Origin of the sequence: Herbaspirillum sp. C9C3 (genome assembly GCF_013359625.1) — a bacterium.
GTDB lineage: Bacteria > Pseudomonadota > Gammaproteobacteria > Burkholderiales > Burkholderiaceae_D > Herbaspirillum.
Genome location: NZ_JABFMQ010000007.1, coordinates 99943 through 117221 on the forward strand (window position 1 = coordinate 99943; position 17279 = coordinate 117221).

A 17279-nucleotide genomic window follows, 5' to 3' on the forward strand; every position below is an offset into this window, starting at 1 on the left:
AATGAGCGTCGCCTTTCCTGATCGCCTGATGCCAGGCCTGCCTTACCCCCTGGGCGCCAGCTCCGATGGCCTGGGGGTCAACTTCGCGGTGTTCTCGGCCAACGCCACCCGCATGGATCTGTGCCTGTTCGACCCGTCCGGCAAGCGCGAATTGAAGCGCATCACCCTGCCCGAATGCACCGATGAAGTGTGGCACGGCTATCTGCCCGGTGCCGCCCCCGGACTGGTCTATGGTTTCCGCGCCCACGGTCCCTACGAGCCCAACAAGGGCCATCGTTTCAACCCCAACAAGCTGCTGCTGGACCCCTATGCCAGGCGCCTGGTCGGCCAGGTGCGCTGGACCGATGCGCTCTATGGCTACCGCCTGCACTCGGCACGCGCCGATCTGTCCTTTGATCGCCGCGACAGCGCCGCCGCCATGCCCAAGGCCATGGTCACCGATGATGCCTTCGTGTGGGAACATGATCGCCTGCCGCAAGTGCCCTGGAACAAGACCGTGATCTACGAAGCCCACGTCAAGGGGATTTCCAGGATGCGCGAGGATCTGCTGCCGCATGAGCGCGGCACCTTCGCCGCCTTGTCCGATCCGGCCTTCATCGACCACCTGCTGCGCCTGGGCGTGACCACGCTGGAACTCATGCCGGTGCATGCCTTCCTGCAAGACAGCTTCCTGATCGAACGTGGTCTCTCCAATTACTGGGGCTACAGCACACTGGCCTATTTCGCGCCGGAACCGTCCTACCTCTCCATGGGCGACCCCAATGAACTGCGCATGGCAGTGCGCCGCCTGCACAGCGCCGGTATCGAGGTGATCCTCGACGTGGTCTACAACCACAGCAGCTGCGGCAGCGAACTGGGGCCCACACTGTCCTTCCGTGGCCTGGACAATGCCAGCTACTTCCGCCTGCTGCCGGGCCAGGAGCGTTACCACATCAACGATACCGGCTGTGGCAACACGCTGAACCTGTCGCACCCGCGCGTGCTGCAGATGGTCATGGATTCGCTGCGCTACTGGGCGCAGTCCTTCCATATCGATGGCTTCCGTTTCGACCTGGGTTCCACACTGGGGCGCGAGGCGCACGGTTTCGACCCGGGTTCGGGTTTCTTCGATGCCTTGTTGCAGGACCCGGTGCTGTCGAAGCTCAAGCTCATCTCCGAACCCTGGGACATCGGTCCCGGCGGCTACCAGCTCGGCAAGCACCCGGCCCGTTTCGGCGAATGGAACGACAAGTTCCGCGACGACATGCGCAAGTTCTGGAAGGGCGACGAAGCCATGCGCGGTGGTTTCGCCCAGCGCATGCTGGGTTCGGCTGAACTGTTCGAACACAACCGCCGCAAGCCCTGGGCCAGCGTCAACTTCATCGCCTCGCATGACGGATTCACCCTGCGTGACCTGGTCAGCTACAACGGCAAGCATAACGAGGCCAACGGCGAGAACAACAACGACGGCCACAACGACAACGCCAGCTACAACTGGGGTGCCGAAGGCGCTACCGATGATCCCGCCATCCAGGCCACACGCGCCTGTGTGCAGCGTTCCATGCTGGCCTCCACGCTGCTGGCGCAAGGCACCCCCATGCTGCTGGCCGGTGACGAATTCCATCGCAGCCAGGGCGGCAACAACAACGCCTACTGCCAGGACAACGAGATCTCCTGGATCAACTGGGAACAGGCCCGTTCACCCGAGGGCGCGGCGCTGACCGCCTTCGTCGGCCGGGTGGCCGCCATCCGGCGCGACTTCGAGGTGCTGCGCGCCAGCGACTTCCTGCACGGCAAGCAGACCGTGGCCGATGGTCTGCCGGATGTGGCGTGGTTCGACGAGGCGGCGCAACCGGTCTCCAGCGAGGACTGGAACAATCCGGTGGCGCGCGCCATCACCCTGCAACTGGCGGGCAAGCGCGTGGAGCCGCACAAGCAGCTGAGTTCGCGTCTGCATGACGCGGCCGGCACCGGTGCGGACGGAGCAGGCGAGGCACAGGACGTGGCGCCGGATGTGCTGATGATTTTCGTCAATGCCGGGCACGAGCCGATCGAATTCCACTTCCCGCGCACCCAAGGCGAGTACTTCCTCCTGCTCGACAGTGCCCGGCCGACCGGCATGCCGGAAGGAGAGGGCGCCCGGCTCAAGACGGCGGGCAGTGCGAGCGTGCAGGTGCAGGCCCATACCCTGCAGGTCTTTGCCAACCGGCCCTTGCACCTGTCATCGGCCATCTATCCACTGGCGGCCAATGAGTGGATCAAACGCAATGAATGGGGAGAACGCGCATGAGTGCTCGCTTTTCCGTGAGGCTGCCGTTTGGCGCCCAGGTCACTGGCCCCGGCCAGGTTCGTTTCCGCGTCTGGGCACCGGGTGCCGAGGCGGTCGCCGTGGAGATCATCGGACGGGGCCGTGTGCCGATGAGGTCGGAAGATCCAGCCGCCCCGGCGTGGTATGTGCTGGAGACCGAATGCGATCCGGGCACCCTGTATCGCTACGTGTTCCAGACCCGCGAGCAGGGTGAGGTGGTGGCGCCGGACCCGGCTTCGCGCGGGCAGGCAGGAGATGTCTTCGATCCCAGCGTGGTGGTGGATGCGCAAGCCTTCCTCTGGCAGCATCCGAACTGGCAGGGCCGTCCGTGGGAAGAGACCGTGCTCTACGAACTGCATCCGGGCGCGCTGGGCGGCTTTGCCGGTATCCAGCAACGTCTGGCCGAACTGGCCGAGCTGGGCATCACGGCCATCGAACTGATGCCGGTGGCGGAATTCCCCGGTGCCCACAACTGGGGCTACGACGGTGTGCTGCCTTTCGCACCGGATGCCAGCTATGGCACCCCGGACCAGCTCAAGGCCCTGATCGATACCGCCCACGGGCTGGGCATGATGGTGTTCCTTGATGTGGTCTACAACCACTTCGGTCCGGATGGCAATTACCTGCACAGCTATGCCCCGGAATTCTTCCGCCATGACATGAATACGCTATGGGGCGCGACCATCGATTTCCGCCGCCCCGAGGTGGCCGATTTCTTCACCCGGAACGCGCTCTACTGGCTACAGGAATACCGTTTCGACGGTTTGCGCCTGGATGCCGTGCATGCCATCTGCGAACCGGACTGGCTGGTGAATCTGGGCCAGCGCATCCGCGCCGAAATCGGCAGCGAGCGTCACGTGCATCTGGTGCTGGAGCACGATGGCAATGCCGCCCACCTGCTGGGCCATACCGCCGCCGTGCAAGTCGAGGCGGACCTGGCCGAGATCGGGCAGGTGCGCGAGCGTTCCACTCATGTCTACGATGCGCAGTGGAATGACGATGCGCACCACGTCCTGCACGTGCTGCTCACCGGTGAAGACAGCGGCTACTACGCCGCCTATGCCGAGGCGCCTGCCGAGAAACTGGCGCGCTGTCTGCAACAGGGTTTTGTCTACCAGGGCGAGGTCTCGCCCTATTCTGGGGAGCCGCGCGGCGAACCCAGTGCGGACCTGCCGCCGACGGCCTTTGTCAATTTCCTGCAGAACCACGACCAGATCGGCAACCGCGCCTTTGGTGAGCGACTCACCGTGCTGGCCCATCCGCTGGCGCTGCACGCCGCGCAGGCGCTGATCCTGCTGGCACCGCAGGTGCCAATGCTGTTCATGGGCGAGGAATTCTGCGCGGTGCAGCCCTTCCTGTATTTCACCAGCCATCGCGATGAAGAGCTGGTGAGGGCCGTGCGTGAAGGGCGCCGACGCGAGTTCGCACGCTTCCCGCAATTCGCCGATCCCGCATTGCTGGAGCAGATTCCGGACCCCAACAGTTTTGCCACCTTCGTCTCTTCCATCCCGGAGCCGGGCCCGGCGCCCGGTTCGGCGGCCTGTCTGCGTCGTGTGGCCGAACTGCTGCACATCCGCAAGCTGCATATTGCCCCCTATCTGCGCGGCGCCAGGGCGCTGGAGGCCCGCGCCATCGGTCCAAAGGCGGTCCATGCCCGCTGGCAGCTGGCCAATGGCAGCGTCCTCAACATCACCGTCAATCTCGATGAAGCCGCGCTGCCACAGGCCCTGGACCAGTTGAGCCAGCCGGCTGGCGCCGATGTGCTCTTCGACAGTGGCGGCGCACTGGCGGCGCTGGCCGCTGGCAGCTTCCCAGGGCATGCCATCCTGGTACTGCGAGAGCCGCCGGGTGCTGCCACCGCACCCGGGAGCACAGCATGAACGCCGCCCTTGGCCAGCATGCCGACGCGCTCGTGGCACCGACCGCGGCTGCGCCCTTGTACAAGCAGACCACGCTTGAAAACGATTTATATCGTTTGGCTGAGCGTGCCGGCATCGCGATCCACTGGATCGATGCCTATGACCAGCCGCAGGTCGTCGCCGACGAGGCCTTGCAGGCCATCCTGGAAGCGCTGGGCCTGCCCTGCGCCACGTCCGGGGATTGCCATGACAGCCTGGCGCTGCTGGACCGCGAGCACGCCGTCGGTTACCTGCCGCCCTTGCTCACGGGCGTGCAGCACCAGCCTGTCCCGCTGCCTGCGCATTCGCGCCTGCACGGACTGTCCTGCCGCGTCGAGCTGGACAACGGCGCGCGCCTGACCTTGCTGATTTCGTCCGATCTGAACGCGCCGCCGACCCTGCCGCCCATCCACGTGCCCGGCTATCACCGACTGCTGGTGGCGGGGCATATCCTGACCCTGGCCATCGCACCACCGCGCTGCTACAGCATTGCCGACGCGCTGGCAGAGCAGGGCCGCGAGCGCGGCTGGGCGCTGGCCGCGCAAGTCTATGCTTTGCGCACCGACAGTCTCAAGCCGGCGCGCAAGGTCTATGGTGATGGCGGTATCGGCCACTTCGGCGCGCTGGCGGCACTGGCGCCGATGGCCGCGCAATACGGGGCCGCTGCGCTGGCGATGTCGCCGCTGCATGCGATGTTTGCTGCCGATCCCGGCCGCAGCAGTCCGTATTCGCCGTCCAGCCGCTTGTTTCTCAATCCTTTCCTGATCGATCCGGCTGGCATCCTCGGTGCCGACGCCCAGGCTCAGGTGCTGGCCGAAGGCGGGTCGGAAATGATTTCCGCCCACCAGCGCCTGCAACAATCCACGCTGATCGACTGGGCGCGCGCCGGTGCCCATCGCATGACCCTGCTGCGTCGCCTGTATGCCCTGTTTCGTACCGAACATGCGGGCGATGTGAAGCAACAGGCGGCCTTTGCCGCCTTCCAGCTCGAAGGCGGCGCCGCATTGCGCGCCCACGCCTTGTTTGAAGCCTACAGCCATCATCTGAGCAGCCAGGGCATGCCCGGCTGCTGCGACTGGCGAGCGTGGGGCGAGGCTGGCCGCCATCCCGATACGCCGGAAATGCAGGACTTTGCGGCCGGGCATGCCGGCGAGATTGATTTCCACCTGTTCCTGCAATGGCAGGCCGCGCGCCAGTTGGCACAGGCCCAGGAGAGCGCGCGCCAGGCCGGCATGGCCATCGGTCTGATCGCCGACCTGGCCGTCGGTGCCGACAACGGCGGCAGCCAGGCCTGGAGCCATCAGGACGAGATCGCAGCGGGACTGACCGTGGGTGCCCCGCCGGATCGTCTGGCCCCGCAAGGGCAGAACTGGGGGCTGGGCGCTTTCTCGCCGCTGGCCCTGCGCCGGTCCGGCTACCGCGCCTACCTGTCCATGCTGCGCGCCACGTTTGCGCAGGGCGGGGGAGTGCGCATCGACCATGTGCTGGGCCTGAACCGCTTGTGGTTGGTGCCGCAGGGTTGCCATGCCGATGCGGGGGCCTATGTATCTTTCCCGCAGCAGGACATGTTGCGCCTGATTGCGCTGGAGTCGTGGCGTCATCGCACCGTGGTCATCGGCGAGGACCTCGGCACGGTGCCGCCCGGTTTCGATACCGTGCTCGATGCGGCCGGCGTGTCCGGTATCCGTGTGCTCTGGTTCCAGCGCGACCAGCAGGCTTTCCTCCCGCCATCGGCCTGGTCGCCCCAGGCCATTGCGGTGACGACGACGCATGATCTGCCGACCGTGGCCGGTTGGTGGTCTGCTGCCGATCTGGCCTGGCGCGATCACCTGGGCCAGCTCGAGCAGGGCTTGCCGGCTGCCCGCCAGCAGCGCTACCACGAGCGCAGCCAGCTCTGGCAGGCCCTGGTGCAGCAGGGCCTGGCCAGCGGGCCGCTGCCGGAAGTGGCGTGCACCGTGTCCGCAGGCGATGCCGGGTCCGGCTTGCCGGAAGTGCCGCAGGAGTGCGCCATCGCCGTCGATGCGGCACTGGAATATGTGGCAGCCACCCCGGCGCCGCTGGCCGTGGTGCCGGTGGAAGACATTCTCGGCCTGAGCCAGCAACCCAACCTGCCCGGCATGACCGAGCCCCACCCCAACTGGCGTCGTCGCCTGCCCGAGGACATGCCGCAGCTGTTTTGCGCCTATGCCGCCAGGGCCAGGCTGGAGCGCCTGCGCCGTGTGCGCGGCAGTATCGCCAAGGAGATCTGATGGCAGCCCCTTCCTTATCGCCGGACCGCGCCGCGCGCCGCAGCATCCCGCGCGCCACGGCACGGCTGCAGTTGCACCGCGATTTCCGCTTCGAGCATGCCGCCCGGACGGTGGACTATTACCACCGCCTGGGCATCAGCCACCTCTACCTCTCGCCCATTCTGGTGGCGCGCCCCGGTTCGACCCACGGCTACGACGTGGTCGACCCCACTCGCATCAATCCCGAACTGGGCGGCCAGGCCGGACTGCTGCAACTGCACCAGCGCCTGCGCGCGCAGGGAATGGGGCTGGTGGTCGACATCGTGCCCAACCACATGGCGGTGGGCCATCACAATGCCTGGTGGCAGGACGTCCTGCGCTGGGGCCGCCACAGCCGCCACGCCGAATGGTTCGATATCCAATGGGACAGCTCCGACCCGGCACTCGATGGCAAGGTGTTGCTGCCTTTCCTCGGCCAGCCCTATGCCGAAGCGCTGGAAGCGGGCGAGCTGATCCTGCGTCTGGACGCCGATCAGGGCCAATTGCAGGTGGCCCACCATGAGCACATTTTCCCGCTCGCGCCGACTGACCATGCCGTCGTGCTGGAGACGGCCGGCAGTACGCGCCTGGGCGAGGTGATCGCGGCCTTCGCCGCCATCGATCCCGCGCATCCGGACAAGGATGGCCATGCCGCAGCCGCCCGCGAGCAACTGCGCCAGCTGGCTGCCGACCCCGATGTCATGGCCGACATCGATGCCGCGCTCGGCGCCTTTTCGGCGGGTCAGCCGCATGGGCGCAGTGCCCTGCATCAGTTGCTGGAGCGCCAGCACTATCGTCTGGCCTGCTGGCGCAATGCCGCCGACGAGATCAACTGGCGCCGCTTCTTTGAAGTGAGCGAACTGGCGGGCATGCGGGTGGAGCGCGAAGACGTCTTCGAGGCCATGCACGCCGAGATCTTCCGTCTCTACGCCGAGGGCATCATCGATGGCCTGCGACTGGACCATATCGACGGCCTCACCGACCCGGGTCGCTATTGCCTGAAGTTGCGCCAGCGTCTGCGCGCGCTGCGGCCCGACCACGAGCCGTATCTGATCGCCGAAAAGATCCTGGCGGGAGACGAGACCCTGCCAGCGGGCTGGCAACTCGACGGCACCACCGGCTATGAATTCATGGAGCAGTGCGCTGCCGTCCTCCATGATGGCGAAGGCGAGCCGATACTCGATGAACTCTGGCGCGACATCGTCGGCGACATGCCGGCCACGGCCGATCAACTGCAAAGTCACGGACCGGGCGAGCTGTACCATTTCCCGAGCATGGTGCAGGAGGCGCGGCGCAGCTTCCTGGCACGCAACTTTGCCGCAGAATTCAATGCGCTCACGCTGTGCCTGCACCAGCTTGCCCGCAGCGCCACACAGACTCGCGACCTGACGCTGATGTCCATCCGCCGGGCGGTGGCCGAGCTGCTGGTGCATTTTCCGGTGTACCGCACCTATGCCAACGAGCAGGGCATGCCGGCGCAGCAGCGCGAACTGCTGGCCAGTACGGCTCAGAAGGCCGCCACGACCCTGCATGCAGCCGATCATGCCACGTTGCACGTGGTGGAAGGCTGGCTGGGCGGTGACCTCCTGCTCGACAGCCGCCATGCCCATCGCCGCGCCTTGCAGCTGCGCGCCATCGCCCGCTTCCAGCAACTGACTCCGCCGCTGACGGCCAAGTCGATGGAGGACACGGCCTTCTACCGCTATGGCCGTTTGGTCTCGCGCAATGAAGTAGGGGCCGAACCGGCCCGTCTGGCCATGTCGGTCTCGCACTTTCATCAGCTGGCGGCACGACGCGCCCGGCAGATGCCGGGCAGTCTCCTGGCCACCGCGACGCACGACCACAAGCGTGGCGAGGATGCCCGCATGCGCCTGGCGGCCCTCTCCGAGATCGCCGAGGAGTGGTCCACCGTGCTGCGCCACTGGCACCAGCTCAACGCGCCCATCGCGGCCGCCACGTCAGGCCAGCAAGGCGGCATTGATGCGGTCGATGAGTGCATGCTGTACCAGACCCTGGTGGGCGTCTGGCCGGACGGCATGCGCGTCGGCGATGACGACCTGATTGCCTTGGGCGAGCTGGCCGAGCGGGTCGTCGCCTGGCAGCGCAAGGCCCTGCGCGAAGCCAAGCGCCGCAGCGACTGGGTGGTGCCGCAGAGTGAATACGAGGCGGCCTGCGAGCGCTTTACGCGGGCATTGCTGTGTGATCCGGGGCTGGATCCGCGCCATCATCCTTTCCTCACCGAGCTGGAGGATTTCGTTCGTCGCCTGGCGCCCTTGGGGACTGTCAACAGCTTGTCCCAGACCATGCTCAAACTGACCTCGCCGGGCGTGCCCGATTTCTACCAGGGTAGTGAGCTGTGGGACCTGACCATGGTCGATCCGGACAACCGTCGGGCGGTGGATTTCGCACTGCGTGAGCGGCGGCTGGCCGATGCCATCAGCCGGCCGGTTTCATTGCGCCAATGGCAGAGCGGCAGCGCCAAGCAGCAATTGATTCATGCGGTGCTGCAGTACCGGCGCGAGCATGCGGACCTGTTCGCTGACGGCCATTACCTGCCGCTGGCCACGCATGGCAAGCTGGCGCGCCATGTGATCGCCTTTGCCCGGCTGCTGCCGGGACAACAGGAAGGCGAGAGCGACTGGCAGGCGACAGTGGTGCTCTGTACGCGCCTGGCGGCCCATCTGCTGTCCTTCGAGGGGCGCCGCGAAGAAGCCTTGCCGCTGGTGTCTGCCGAGGCTTGGGGGGATACCCGCATTGCGCTCCCGCAAGCACTGTCCCACACAGGGAGTACGCTGCGCCGCTGGCGCAGCGTACTCACCAGTGGCGAGGGCGAACTGAGCGAATGTGCCATGCCGGATGGGGAACGCGGCGGCAGCATCGCCGTAGCCGATATCCTGGGTAGTCTACCGGTGGAATTGCTGACGCTCAGTCTCAGTTGAGGGGGAGGTGACGCAGTGCTCTGACGGCTTGCTGTTCGGGGGGCTTCCTTTTTTCCTACACGCGAATATCCCGCCGTCCGATGTCATGTCAGTGCAGCGTCCCACTACCATGACGCGAGCCCGGCATGTCCGCCGGATCCGCCATGTTGTACAAGGAGTTTGCACATGACCAAGCTGCCCGCCACCGATCTGCAGCTGCCGCTGTTTACCTATGGCCAGCGCGAGTCGCTGACCGAGAAGAGCGCCTGGATCGCCCTGCAGGAACACCATCAATACAGCGCCCGCCACTTCCGGCTGGAGCGCCTGTTCGCCGCCGATGACAAGCGCGGCGAGAGCCTGGTGGCCGAAGCCGCCGGCATCTACCTCGACTATTCCAAGAACCTGGTCACCAGCCAGACCATGACCCTGCTCATGAACCTGGCCCGCCAGTGCGGACTGCAGGACCGCATCGAGGCCATGTTCCGGGGTGAGCGCATCAACGCCACCGAGCAGCGCTCGGTCCTGCATACGGCCCTGCGCATGCCGGCCAGCGCCCGGCTGATGGTGGAGGGCGAGGAGGTGATCGCCCAGGTGCAGCAGGTGCTGTCCCGTATGGAGAACTTCGCTCAACAAGTCCGCAGCGGCCAGTGGACCGGTCATACGGGCCGTCGCATCCGCCATGTGGTCAACATCGGCATCGGCGGCTCCGACCTCGGCCCGATGATGGCCTGCGAGGCCTTGCGCCCCTATGCGCAATCGGACCTGTCCCTTCACTTCCTCTCCGACGTGGATGGGGCCGCGCTGCTTGAGACCGTGCGCAGCCTGCCCGCCGAGCAGACGCTCTTCATCGTCTGCTCCAAAACCTTCACTACGCTCGAAACCACCACCAATGCGCGTGCCGCGCGTGACTGGCTGGTCCGGCAATTGGGCGAGCCTGCCGCCGTGGCCCGTCATTTCGTCGGCGTCACCACCAACATCGAAGAGGCCAGCCGCTTTGGCATCGACCCGCAGAACATGTTCGGCTTCTGGGACTGGGTCGGCGGACGCTATTCCATGACCAGTGCCATCGGCCTGTCCACCATGATCGCCATCGGCCCCGCGCAATTCCGCGAGATGCTGGCCGGCTTTCATGCCATGGACGAACACTTCCGCACGGCACCGCTGGAGGCCAATCTGCCGGTCATTCTCGGCATGCTCACGGTGTGGTACACCAATTTCTTCGGTGCGGCCAGTCAGGCAGTGCTGCCCTACAGTCAGTATCTCAAGCGCCTGCCAGCCTACCTGCAGCAACTGACCATGGAGAGCAATGGCAAGCAGGTCACCCTGCAGGGTGATGCCGTGGATTACCAGACCTCGCCCGTGTACTGGGGCGACAATGGCATCAACGGTCAGCATTCGTTCTACCAGATGCTGCATCAGGGTACGCAGATGGTGCCCTGCGATTTCATCGGCTTGTGCCAGCCGCAGGAAGCGCTGGGCCAGCATCACGCCCTGCTCATGGCCAACATGTTTGCCCAGAGCGAGGCGCTGGCCTTTGGCAGGAACGCGCAGCGGGTACGCGAGGAGGGCGGGCCCGAGGCCCTGACGCCGCATCGCGTCTTCCCTGGCAACCGTCCGAGCAACAGCATGCTGCTCGACAAGCTCACCCCGTATAGCCTCGGCACGCTGGTGGCCTTGTATGAACACAGCGTGTTCACTCAGGGCGTGATCTGGAATATCGATTCCTTCGACCAGTGGGGGGTGGAGCTGGGCAAGCAGTTGGCCCGGCGTACCGCGCGCGAGTTGCTCGATCCCTCCGAACCTCTGCACCATGACAGTTCCACCAACGCCCTGATTCGCCTCTACCGCGCCCGCCAGGGGGCGGATGCAGGTGCAGCCGGGGCGGCATAAGCCGTCGCGCCCCCAAGGTCTGGCATCCCCCGTCCCGACAGCACGTTGCCGGGCTTGTGTATGGTCCTTGCCAGGGTCTGCACGCGCGGGCATAGTGTGAGTTTATAATCGCACGTAACAAGCGATTACCCTGAAAGTACGCGCCAGGTCCGCAGCTCTTCCGGCAACAGGACCGCGCAGTCAGGGGTGTGCGCAGGACAGAACAACAAGGAAATGTCGAAGGGGGCGCACTGCAGGTCAGGCCCGTTGCGCTCCGAGCTACCCACCCATGTGCGTGGAGCGCTCGGGGACGTGACGGCGCTTGATCGATGGCTTTGCACCGTAACAATGATCATGAAGCGGGCGAACGCACATGAGATTGCTGACCAAGGGCTTGTTGATCGTTGCCATACCAAGCCTGTTTGAAGTGCTGCTGCTGGGGGCGCTGTTCAAGTCACAGGCCGATGCCGAGGACGCCGAGCGCTTGGCTTCGCACTCCCTGCAGGTGATGAACAAGGCCGCCGAGCTGCGTGAGCCCATGCTGCTGGAGGCCGCGCGCATCCGCAATGCGGTCCTGCTGGACCAGCCCGATACGCTCAGCCGGGGCGACCTGTGGGCCGACATCGAGGTCAGGGCTGGCGAACTGGCGCGCCTGGTGGCGGACAACCCCGTGCAGGGCGATACCCTGCGCGCGGTGCACGAATCCATCGCACGCTACCGTGCTTGGGACGACAGTGCCCGCCAGCGCCTGATGCGAGGCCAGCGCGATGATCTGATCCGCCAGTTGCGTGATGAGCAGGGACCGCACCGGCTCTCCGAATTTCTCGTTCTGCTGGGCAACTTCATGTCCGAAGAGCGGCGTCTGGGGGCCGCGCGCCAGCAGCGCCTGCAGGAGGCACGCCATTCGCAGACCTGGCTGCTGGTTCTGGCAGTGCTGGGATCCATCGTCACGGCCGCCCTGGCTTCGCTGGCTTTCACGCGCAGCATCGGCAGTCGTATCGAGGTATTGACCGCCAATGCCCGCCAACTGGCCGATGGTCAGCCACTGGCTGCGCGCGTGGGCGGCAATGATGAAATCTGCCTGCTTGACGATGCCCTGCATCGCAGTCACGAACGCCTCACCGAAGCCGCCCGCCAGGCCCAGGGGTATCGCGAGGAACTGGAACAGCGCGCCCGCGAGCTGGCCGACGTCAACAGCGACCTGCGCCAGCAGACCCAGGACAACGAGATGTTCATCTACAGCGTCTCGCATGACCTGCGTTCGCCGCTGGTCAACCTGCAGGGCTTCAGCAAGGAAATCGGCCATGCCACGCGTGAGCTGCTGGACGAAGTGGATCGCCTGACCTTGCCCGAGCCGGACCGGCAGCGCCTGCGCGCGCTTGTCGAGGACGACCTCCAGGCATCGCTGCGCTTCATCCAGAATGCAGTGACACGCTCGTCGGGCATCATCGATGCCATGTTGCGACTCTCGCGCGCAGGGCGGGTGGAATACCAGCCGGTCATGCTGGACATGCACGCCATCGTCCAGCGCATCGTCGCGGCGATGAGCGGCAGCATTCGTACCAAGTCAGCCCGGGTGGACATCGAGCCCGATCTGCCTCCGGCCTATGGCGATCCGACTTCGGTAGAGCAGGTATTGGGCAACCTGGTCGGCAATGCCGTCAATTACCTGGATCCGTCCCGCCCCGGTCACATCATCATCGGCCACGTGCCGCAGCCCGACAGCGTGGTGGCGGCTCCCAGCCTGGTGACCTATTTCGTGCGCGACAACGGGCTGGGGATTCCCGCGGCCTACATGGACAAGATGTTCATCGCTTTCCAGCGTCTGCACGGCAATGCCGCCAAGGGCGAGGGCATCGGACTGGCACTGGTCAAGCGAGTGGTGGAACGGCATGGCGGGCGCATCTGGGTGGAATCGGTCGAGGGCCAGGGCAGTTGTTTCTATGTCGCCTTGCCGGCTCGTCCGCCGGTGTCTTGAAGGTGGTGCGGACAAACACGGATTACGCAACGGACAAGGGGAAAACAAGATGGCCACAGAGCAGAGCGTCAACATCATCCTGGTCGAAGACGACGACGGCCATGCGGTACTGGTCGAGAAGAACCTGCGGCGCGCCGGACTGGTCAACGGTTTCCAGCGCCTGCGCGATGGCCAGGAAGCGCTGGATTTCTTCTTTGGCGGCGATCTGGCTCGCGCCGACCTGCAGCAGGTGGTGGTACTGCTGGATGTGAACATGCCACGCGTCAATGGCGTGGAGGTGCTGCGACGCATGAAGCAGGCAGCGGCCACCGCGGCCATTCCGGTCATCATGCTCACCACCACGGATGATCCGCGTGAAATCGCGCACTGCTATGACGTGGGCTGCAATGTCTACATCACCAAGCCGGTCGAATACGATGACTTCATCGAAGCCGTGCGCCGCCTGGGCTTCTTCCTGCAGGTGGTCAAGTTGCCGGTGCCGGGTGCGGTGGTGCGTGAACCTGAGTCACGATGACGATCACAAGCGCGCACGTGCTGGTACTGGAGGATGACGAAGGCTTGCTGGCGCTGGCCAGCCGGGTCCTCCAGAAGCAGGGCTACCGCGTCACTGCGGTGGCCGATGCCGAGTCCGCCCAGGCGGCCGTGCAGCAGGCTGTTCCTGACCTGCTCATCGTGGACTACCAGCTGCAGGCCCCTGACAGCGGTCTGGACTTCTTTCGCAGTCTGCGTGCGGCGGGGAAGGATATTCCGACCATCATGGTCTCGGGCTTTTCGGACGAATTGCACATCATCGAAGCCTGGCGGGCAGGCGTGGCCGATGTGCTGCCCAAGACCAGCGATTATCTCGACCACCTGCCGCAGATCGTGCAGCGCGTACTGGCGCAGCAAAGGCAGGCGCAAGCGGCAGGGCAAGCCCGGGACGGAGTGCAGCAGCTGCAACAGTTGCAGCAGGAGTGCGCAATGCTGCGAGCCTCGGTAGCCTCCGACCGCGCGGAAATCGAACGCCTGCGCAGCGCACACGAAACCTTCCTTGCTACGCTCTCACACGAACTGCGCACGCCCCTCAATGCCATCCTCGGCTGGACCGGCTATCTGCTGCATCACGCTGCCGATCCCGCCACGGTGCAGAAGGGCGTGCAGGTGATCGACCGCAATGCCAGGCTGCAATCACTGTGGGTGGAAGAACTGCTCGATAGCAACCGGATCCTGTTGGGCACGGTGCCGCTGGCGACTGCGCCGGTGCACCTGGCCGAGCTGATCCGCGATGCCATCGCGGCTGCCGAGGGCCCCGCGGCGGACAAGCAGATCGCCTTGCGCGCCGAGTCGGCGGCAGTGACCGTGCTGGGGGATGTCGGGCGCTTGCGGCAAGTGCTGGGCCGGCTGCTGATGAATGCCATCCGCTTCACGCCGCCCCAGGGGCGGGTGTTGCTGTGCCTGCACCGCAGGGAGCATGCAATCGAACTGGAGATACGCGATAGCGGCCGGGGGCTGACACCGGCCGAGCTGGAGAGCCTGTTTCCGTCGGCGCCCGAGAGTGGCGCGATCCGGGGTGATATGGTCGCATCAACAGCAGCCCCGGGACTGGCCGTGGCAGGCCGACTGGTGGCGCTGCACGGGGGGCGTCTGCGTGCTGCCAGCGCCGGTCCCGGACAGGGGGCCAGTTTTTTTGTGAGCCTGCCGCTGGCTTAGGGGTTGTTCACGTTAAATCTCGCGCAGATTGAATGTGAACAGGCCCTGGCCCTACACAATGGGCAGAGTGACCGTGAAGGTGATGATGTGGTTGTCGCAGTGGACGACGATCTTGCCGCCATGGCCGCTGATGATTTCGCTGACGATGTACAGGCCCAGGCCCAGGCCGCGGGCATTGCGCTGGTTGCCCATCGACTCCTTCTTGTAGGGCTTGAACATGTGCTCGCGCACGGCACCCGGGATCGCCGGGCCATGATTGGAGACCGAAATGGTCAGCATGTCGTCGCGACGAAACACGATCAGGGTCGAGGGCTTGCCGATCTCGCCATGATGGCGCGTGTTCGACAGCAGGTTGGAGACCACCTGGCTGATGCGGTCGCCATCGACCTCGATTTCGCCGCAATCTTCCGCTTCGAGGATGATCTCGTTGTCGGGGTAGGCCATGCGCGCTTCGCTGACGATTTCGGTGACCATCTTGCACACGTCCACCGGGCGGCGCTGGATATCCAGCCCCATGCCGCTTTGCAGGCGACTGATGTCGAGCACCTGGGAGATCAGGCGGTGCATGCGGCTCGATGAGGAGGAGATGCGCTTGCTCAGGTTGGAGCTTGAAGGCGAATGCTCGCGCACCTCGATCATGCGCGCGGCCATCATGATGGCCTGCAGCGGATCGCGCAGGTCATGGCCCAGCGTGGCCAGCAGGGTCTCGCGGGCGCGCTTGATCATGTTTTCGTTGGACAGCGCCACTTCCTGGAAGTCCAGGCGCAACTGGCTGGCGATTTCGGTTTCGGTCTTTTCCCAGGGCAGGCTCTTGCCGCGTACGGTTTCCTTCCAGACGGCGAAGGAGCCGCGTGGCGTCAGCCGGGGTCCCAGTGGGCCGATGCTGTATTTCTTTTCAGGATTGCCGCCCCAGCGCACGTCTTCCACCTGCTCGGTACGGAACCAGAAGGCATAGCCGTCCTGCTCACGATAGAAGCGCACCGCCAGCACACCGCAGATATCGCCCAGTGCTCCCTTGAGTGCCGGTACGTCGGCGCCCAGCGCACTGGTGGAAAAATAATCGCCCGGCTCGTTTTCGTTGAGCCAGTTGATGAGGGCGTTGACGCCTTCCCGCGTAGGGGCCTTGCCAAATACCTGGGTCTTGCGATCCAGAGTAATGGCACCGCCATGGGCATTCATCAGTCGCAGGAAGCCCTCATGATCGGCGGCCAGGGCCAGCACGATGTCTTCCCGGTCGGTGACCTGGGCCACGATCTGGCGGCGCAGGTCGGCGCTGTACTCCAGGGCGCGGGCACGCTCGCCGTTGAGATTGCGTTCCACCAGCGCGCTGACGAATTGCGAGAGCAACTGACACGACATGCGTACCGCGTGCGGTACCAGGTGCGGACTCATGTGGTGGCAGGCGATCAGGCCCCACAGCCGTTCGCCGATCACGATCGACAGGCTCATGGAAGCACCCACGCCCATGTTGCCGAGGTACTCGACATGCACGGGCGAGACGCTGCGCAACATGCTGTGGCTCAGGTCCAGCGCACGGCCGGTGAGCGGGTTGTGGTCCGGTTCCAGCGCCACGGTGGGCGCGCTCACGTCGGCGATCAGGCGGATCGGATTGATCACGTACAGACGCCGCGCCTGGGCCGGAATGTCGCTGGCCGGATAGCGCTGGCCGAGGAAGGGTTCGAGGTCCTCGCGCTTGTGTTCGGCGATGACTTCGCCACTGTCGTCATGCAGGAAGCGGTAGGCCATCACGCGGTCGAAGCCGGTGATGCGGGCGATCTCGTCCACGGCCAGGGTCAGCAGATCTTCCACGCCGGGTTGGCGCTGGATGCGCTGGATGGCCTGGTGCGCGGCCAGGGCAAACGCCTCCAGCGACAGCGCATCCGAGGGACGTTGTTCGAATTCGGCGATGAGCACGCCCTCGGACTTGTGGGTGACCAGGTCGAAGGCCCCGGAATCCAGGGTGATCATGCGAGAGTCGACATAGCCCTGCCGGTCTTGCAGCGCCGACTGAATCACTGCACGGGCCGCGGCATTGAGGTGCTCTGCCGCCAGCGGCTGTCCGACCTCGGGCAGCTCGCCCAGCAGTGCAGCAGCATTGGCACTGCGCGTGGCCAGCCGGCCCTCGGGCGTGAAGCACAGGAGGGCGCCATGGTTCTGGATGGAACCGGGAATGTGGATCGGTTCCTGATCACAATTGCTCAGATCGACCGGTCGCCGGCGGCTTGCGTGATACGGATTGCTCATGCACTGCTTTCTCGATGCTGCAGCAGCAGGGCATCGAACTGCCGGCGCATCGATGATCGATGGTTGCGCCAGCAAGTTGGAGGGGGAGAAGAGAGCGGCATCCGGGAGACCCGTGTCTCCGGTCCGGTA

9 protein-coding genes are annotated in these 17279 nt (G+C 65.3%); 8 read left to right on the plus strand and 1 reads right to left on the minus strand.

The annotated features are described in order from the left end of the window. The first annotated feature begins 1 nt into the window (after window position 1). The 8 genes from glgX to HNO82_RS09265 all read left to right on the plus strand — a co-directional run bounded on the left by glgX (window position 2) and on the right by HNO82_RS09265 (window position 14906). Window positions 2-2269: a glycogen debranching protein GlgX gene (glgX, locus tag HNO82_RS09230; RefSeq protein ID WP_175343483.1), complete on the plus strand. Its 2268-nt coding sequence runs from the start codon at window positions 2-4 to the stop codon at window positions 2267-2269. Continuing rightward, a complete protein-coding gene (gene treZ, locus HNO82_RS09235; RefSeq protein WP_175343484.1) occupies window positions 2266-4167 on the plus strand; it encodes a malto-oligosyltrehalose trehalohydrolase in 1902 nt (633 codons plus the stop codon). Before glgX ends, treZ begins: the two co-directional genes overlap by 4 nt. Then, on the plus strand, window positions 4164-6434 hold the full coding sequence (malQ, locus tag HNO82_RS09240) for a 4-alpha-glucanotransferase (RefSeq protein WP_175343485.1): 2271 nt from the start codon (window positions 4164-4166) through the stop codon (window positions 6432-6434). Before treZ ends, malQ begins: the two co-directional genes overlap by 4 nt. Beyond that, window positions 6434-9391, plus strand: coding sequence for a malto-oligosyltrehalose synthase (gene treY, locus HNO82_RS09245; protein ID WP_175343486.1), 2958 nt, complete (start codon window positions 6434-6436; stop codon window positions 9389-9391). The genes malQ and treY overlap by 1 nt, the downstream gene beginning before the upstream one ends. Before the next feature lie 165 nt (window positions 9392-9556). Beyond that, on the plus strand, window positions 9557-11260 hold the full coding sequence (gene pgi, locus HNO82_RS09250) for a glucose-6-phosphate isomerase (protein ID WP_175343487.1): 1704 nt from the start codon (window positions 9557-9559) through the stop codon (window positions 11258-11260). Window positions 11261-11612: 352 nt separating this feature from the next. Next, the gene (locus HNO82_RS09255; RefSeq protein WP_175343488.1) at window positions 11613-13217 is read left to right on the plus strand and encodes a sensor histidine kinase; all 1605 of its coding nucleotides are present in this window, start codon (window positions 11613-11615) and stop codon (window positions 13215-13217) included. A gap of 49 nt (window positions 13218-13266) precedes the next feature. Beyond that, window positions 13267-13731 (plus strand): response regulator, encoded by a 465-nt coding sequence (locus tag HNO82_RS09260; protein ID WP_008329193.1) that lies wholly within the window; start codon window positions 13267-13269, stop codon window positions 13729-13731. Next, the gene (locus HNO82_RS09265; protein ID WP_175343489.1) at window positions 13728-14906 is read left to right on the plus strand and encodes a hybrid sensor histidine kinase/response regulator; all 1179 of its coding nucleotides are present in this window, start codon (window positions 13728-13730) and stop codon (window positions 14904-14906) included. Before HNO82_RS09260 ends, HNO82_RS09265 begins: the two co-directional genes overlap by 4 nt. 51 nt (window positions 14907-14957) lie before the next feature. Here the strand turns inward: HNO82_RS09265 and HNO82_RS09270 are convergent, their stop codons facing one another. Then, a complete protein-coding gene (locus HNO82_RS09270) occupies window positions 14958-17150 on the minus strand; it encodes an ATP-binding protein (protein WP_175343490.1) in 2193 nt (730 codons plus the stop codon). Window positions 17151-17279 lie beyond the last annotated feature (129 nt).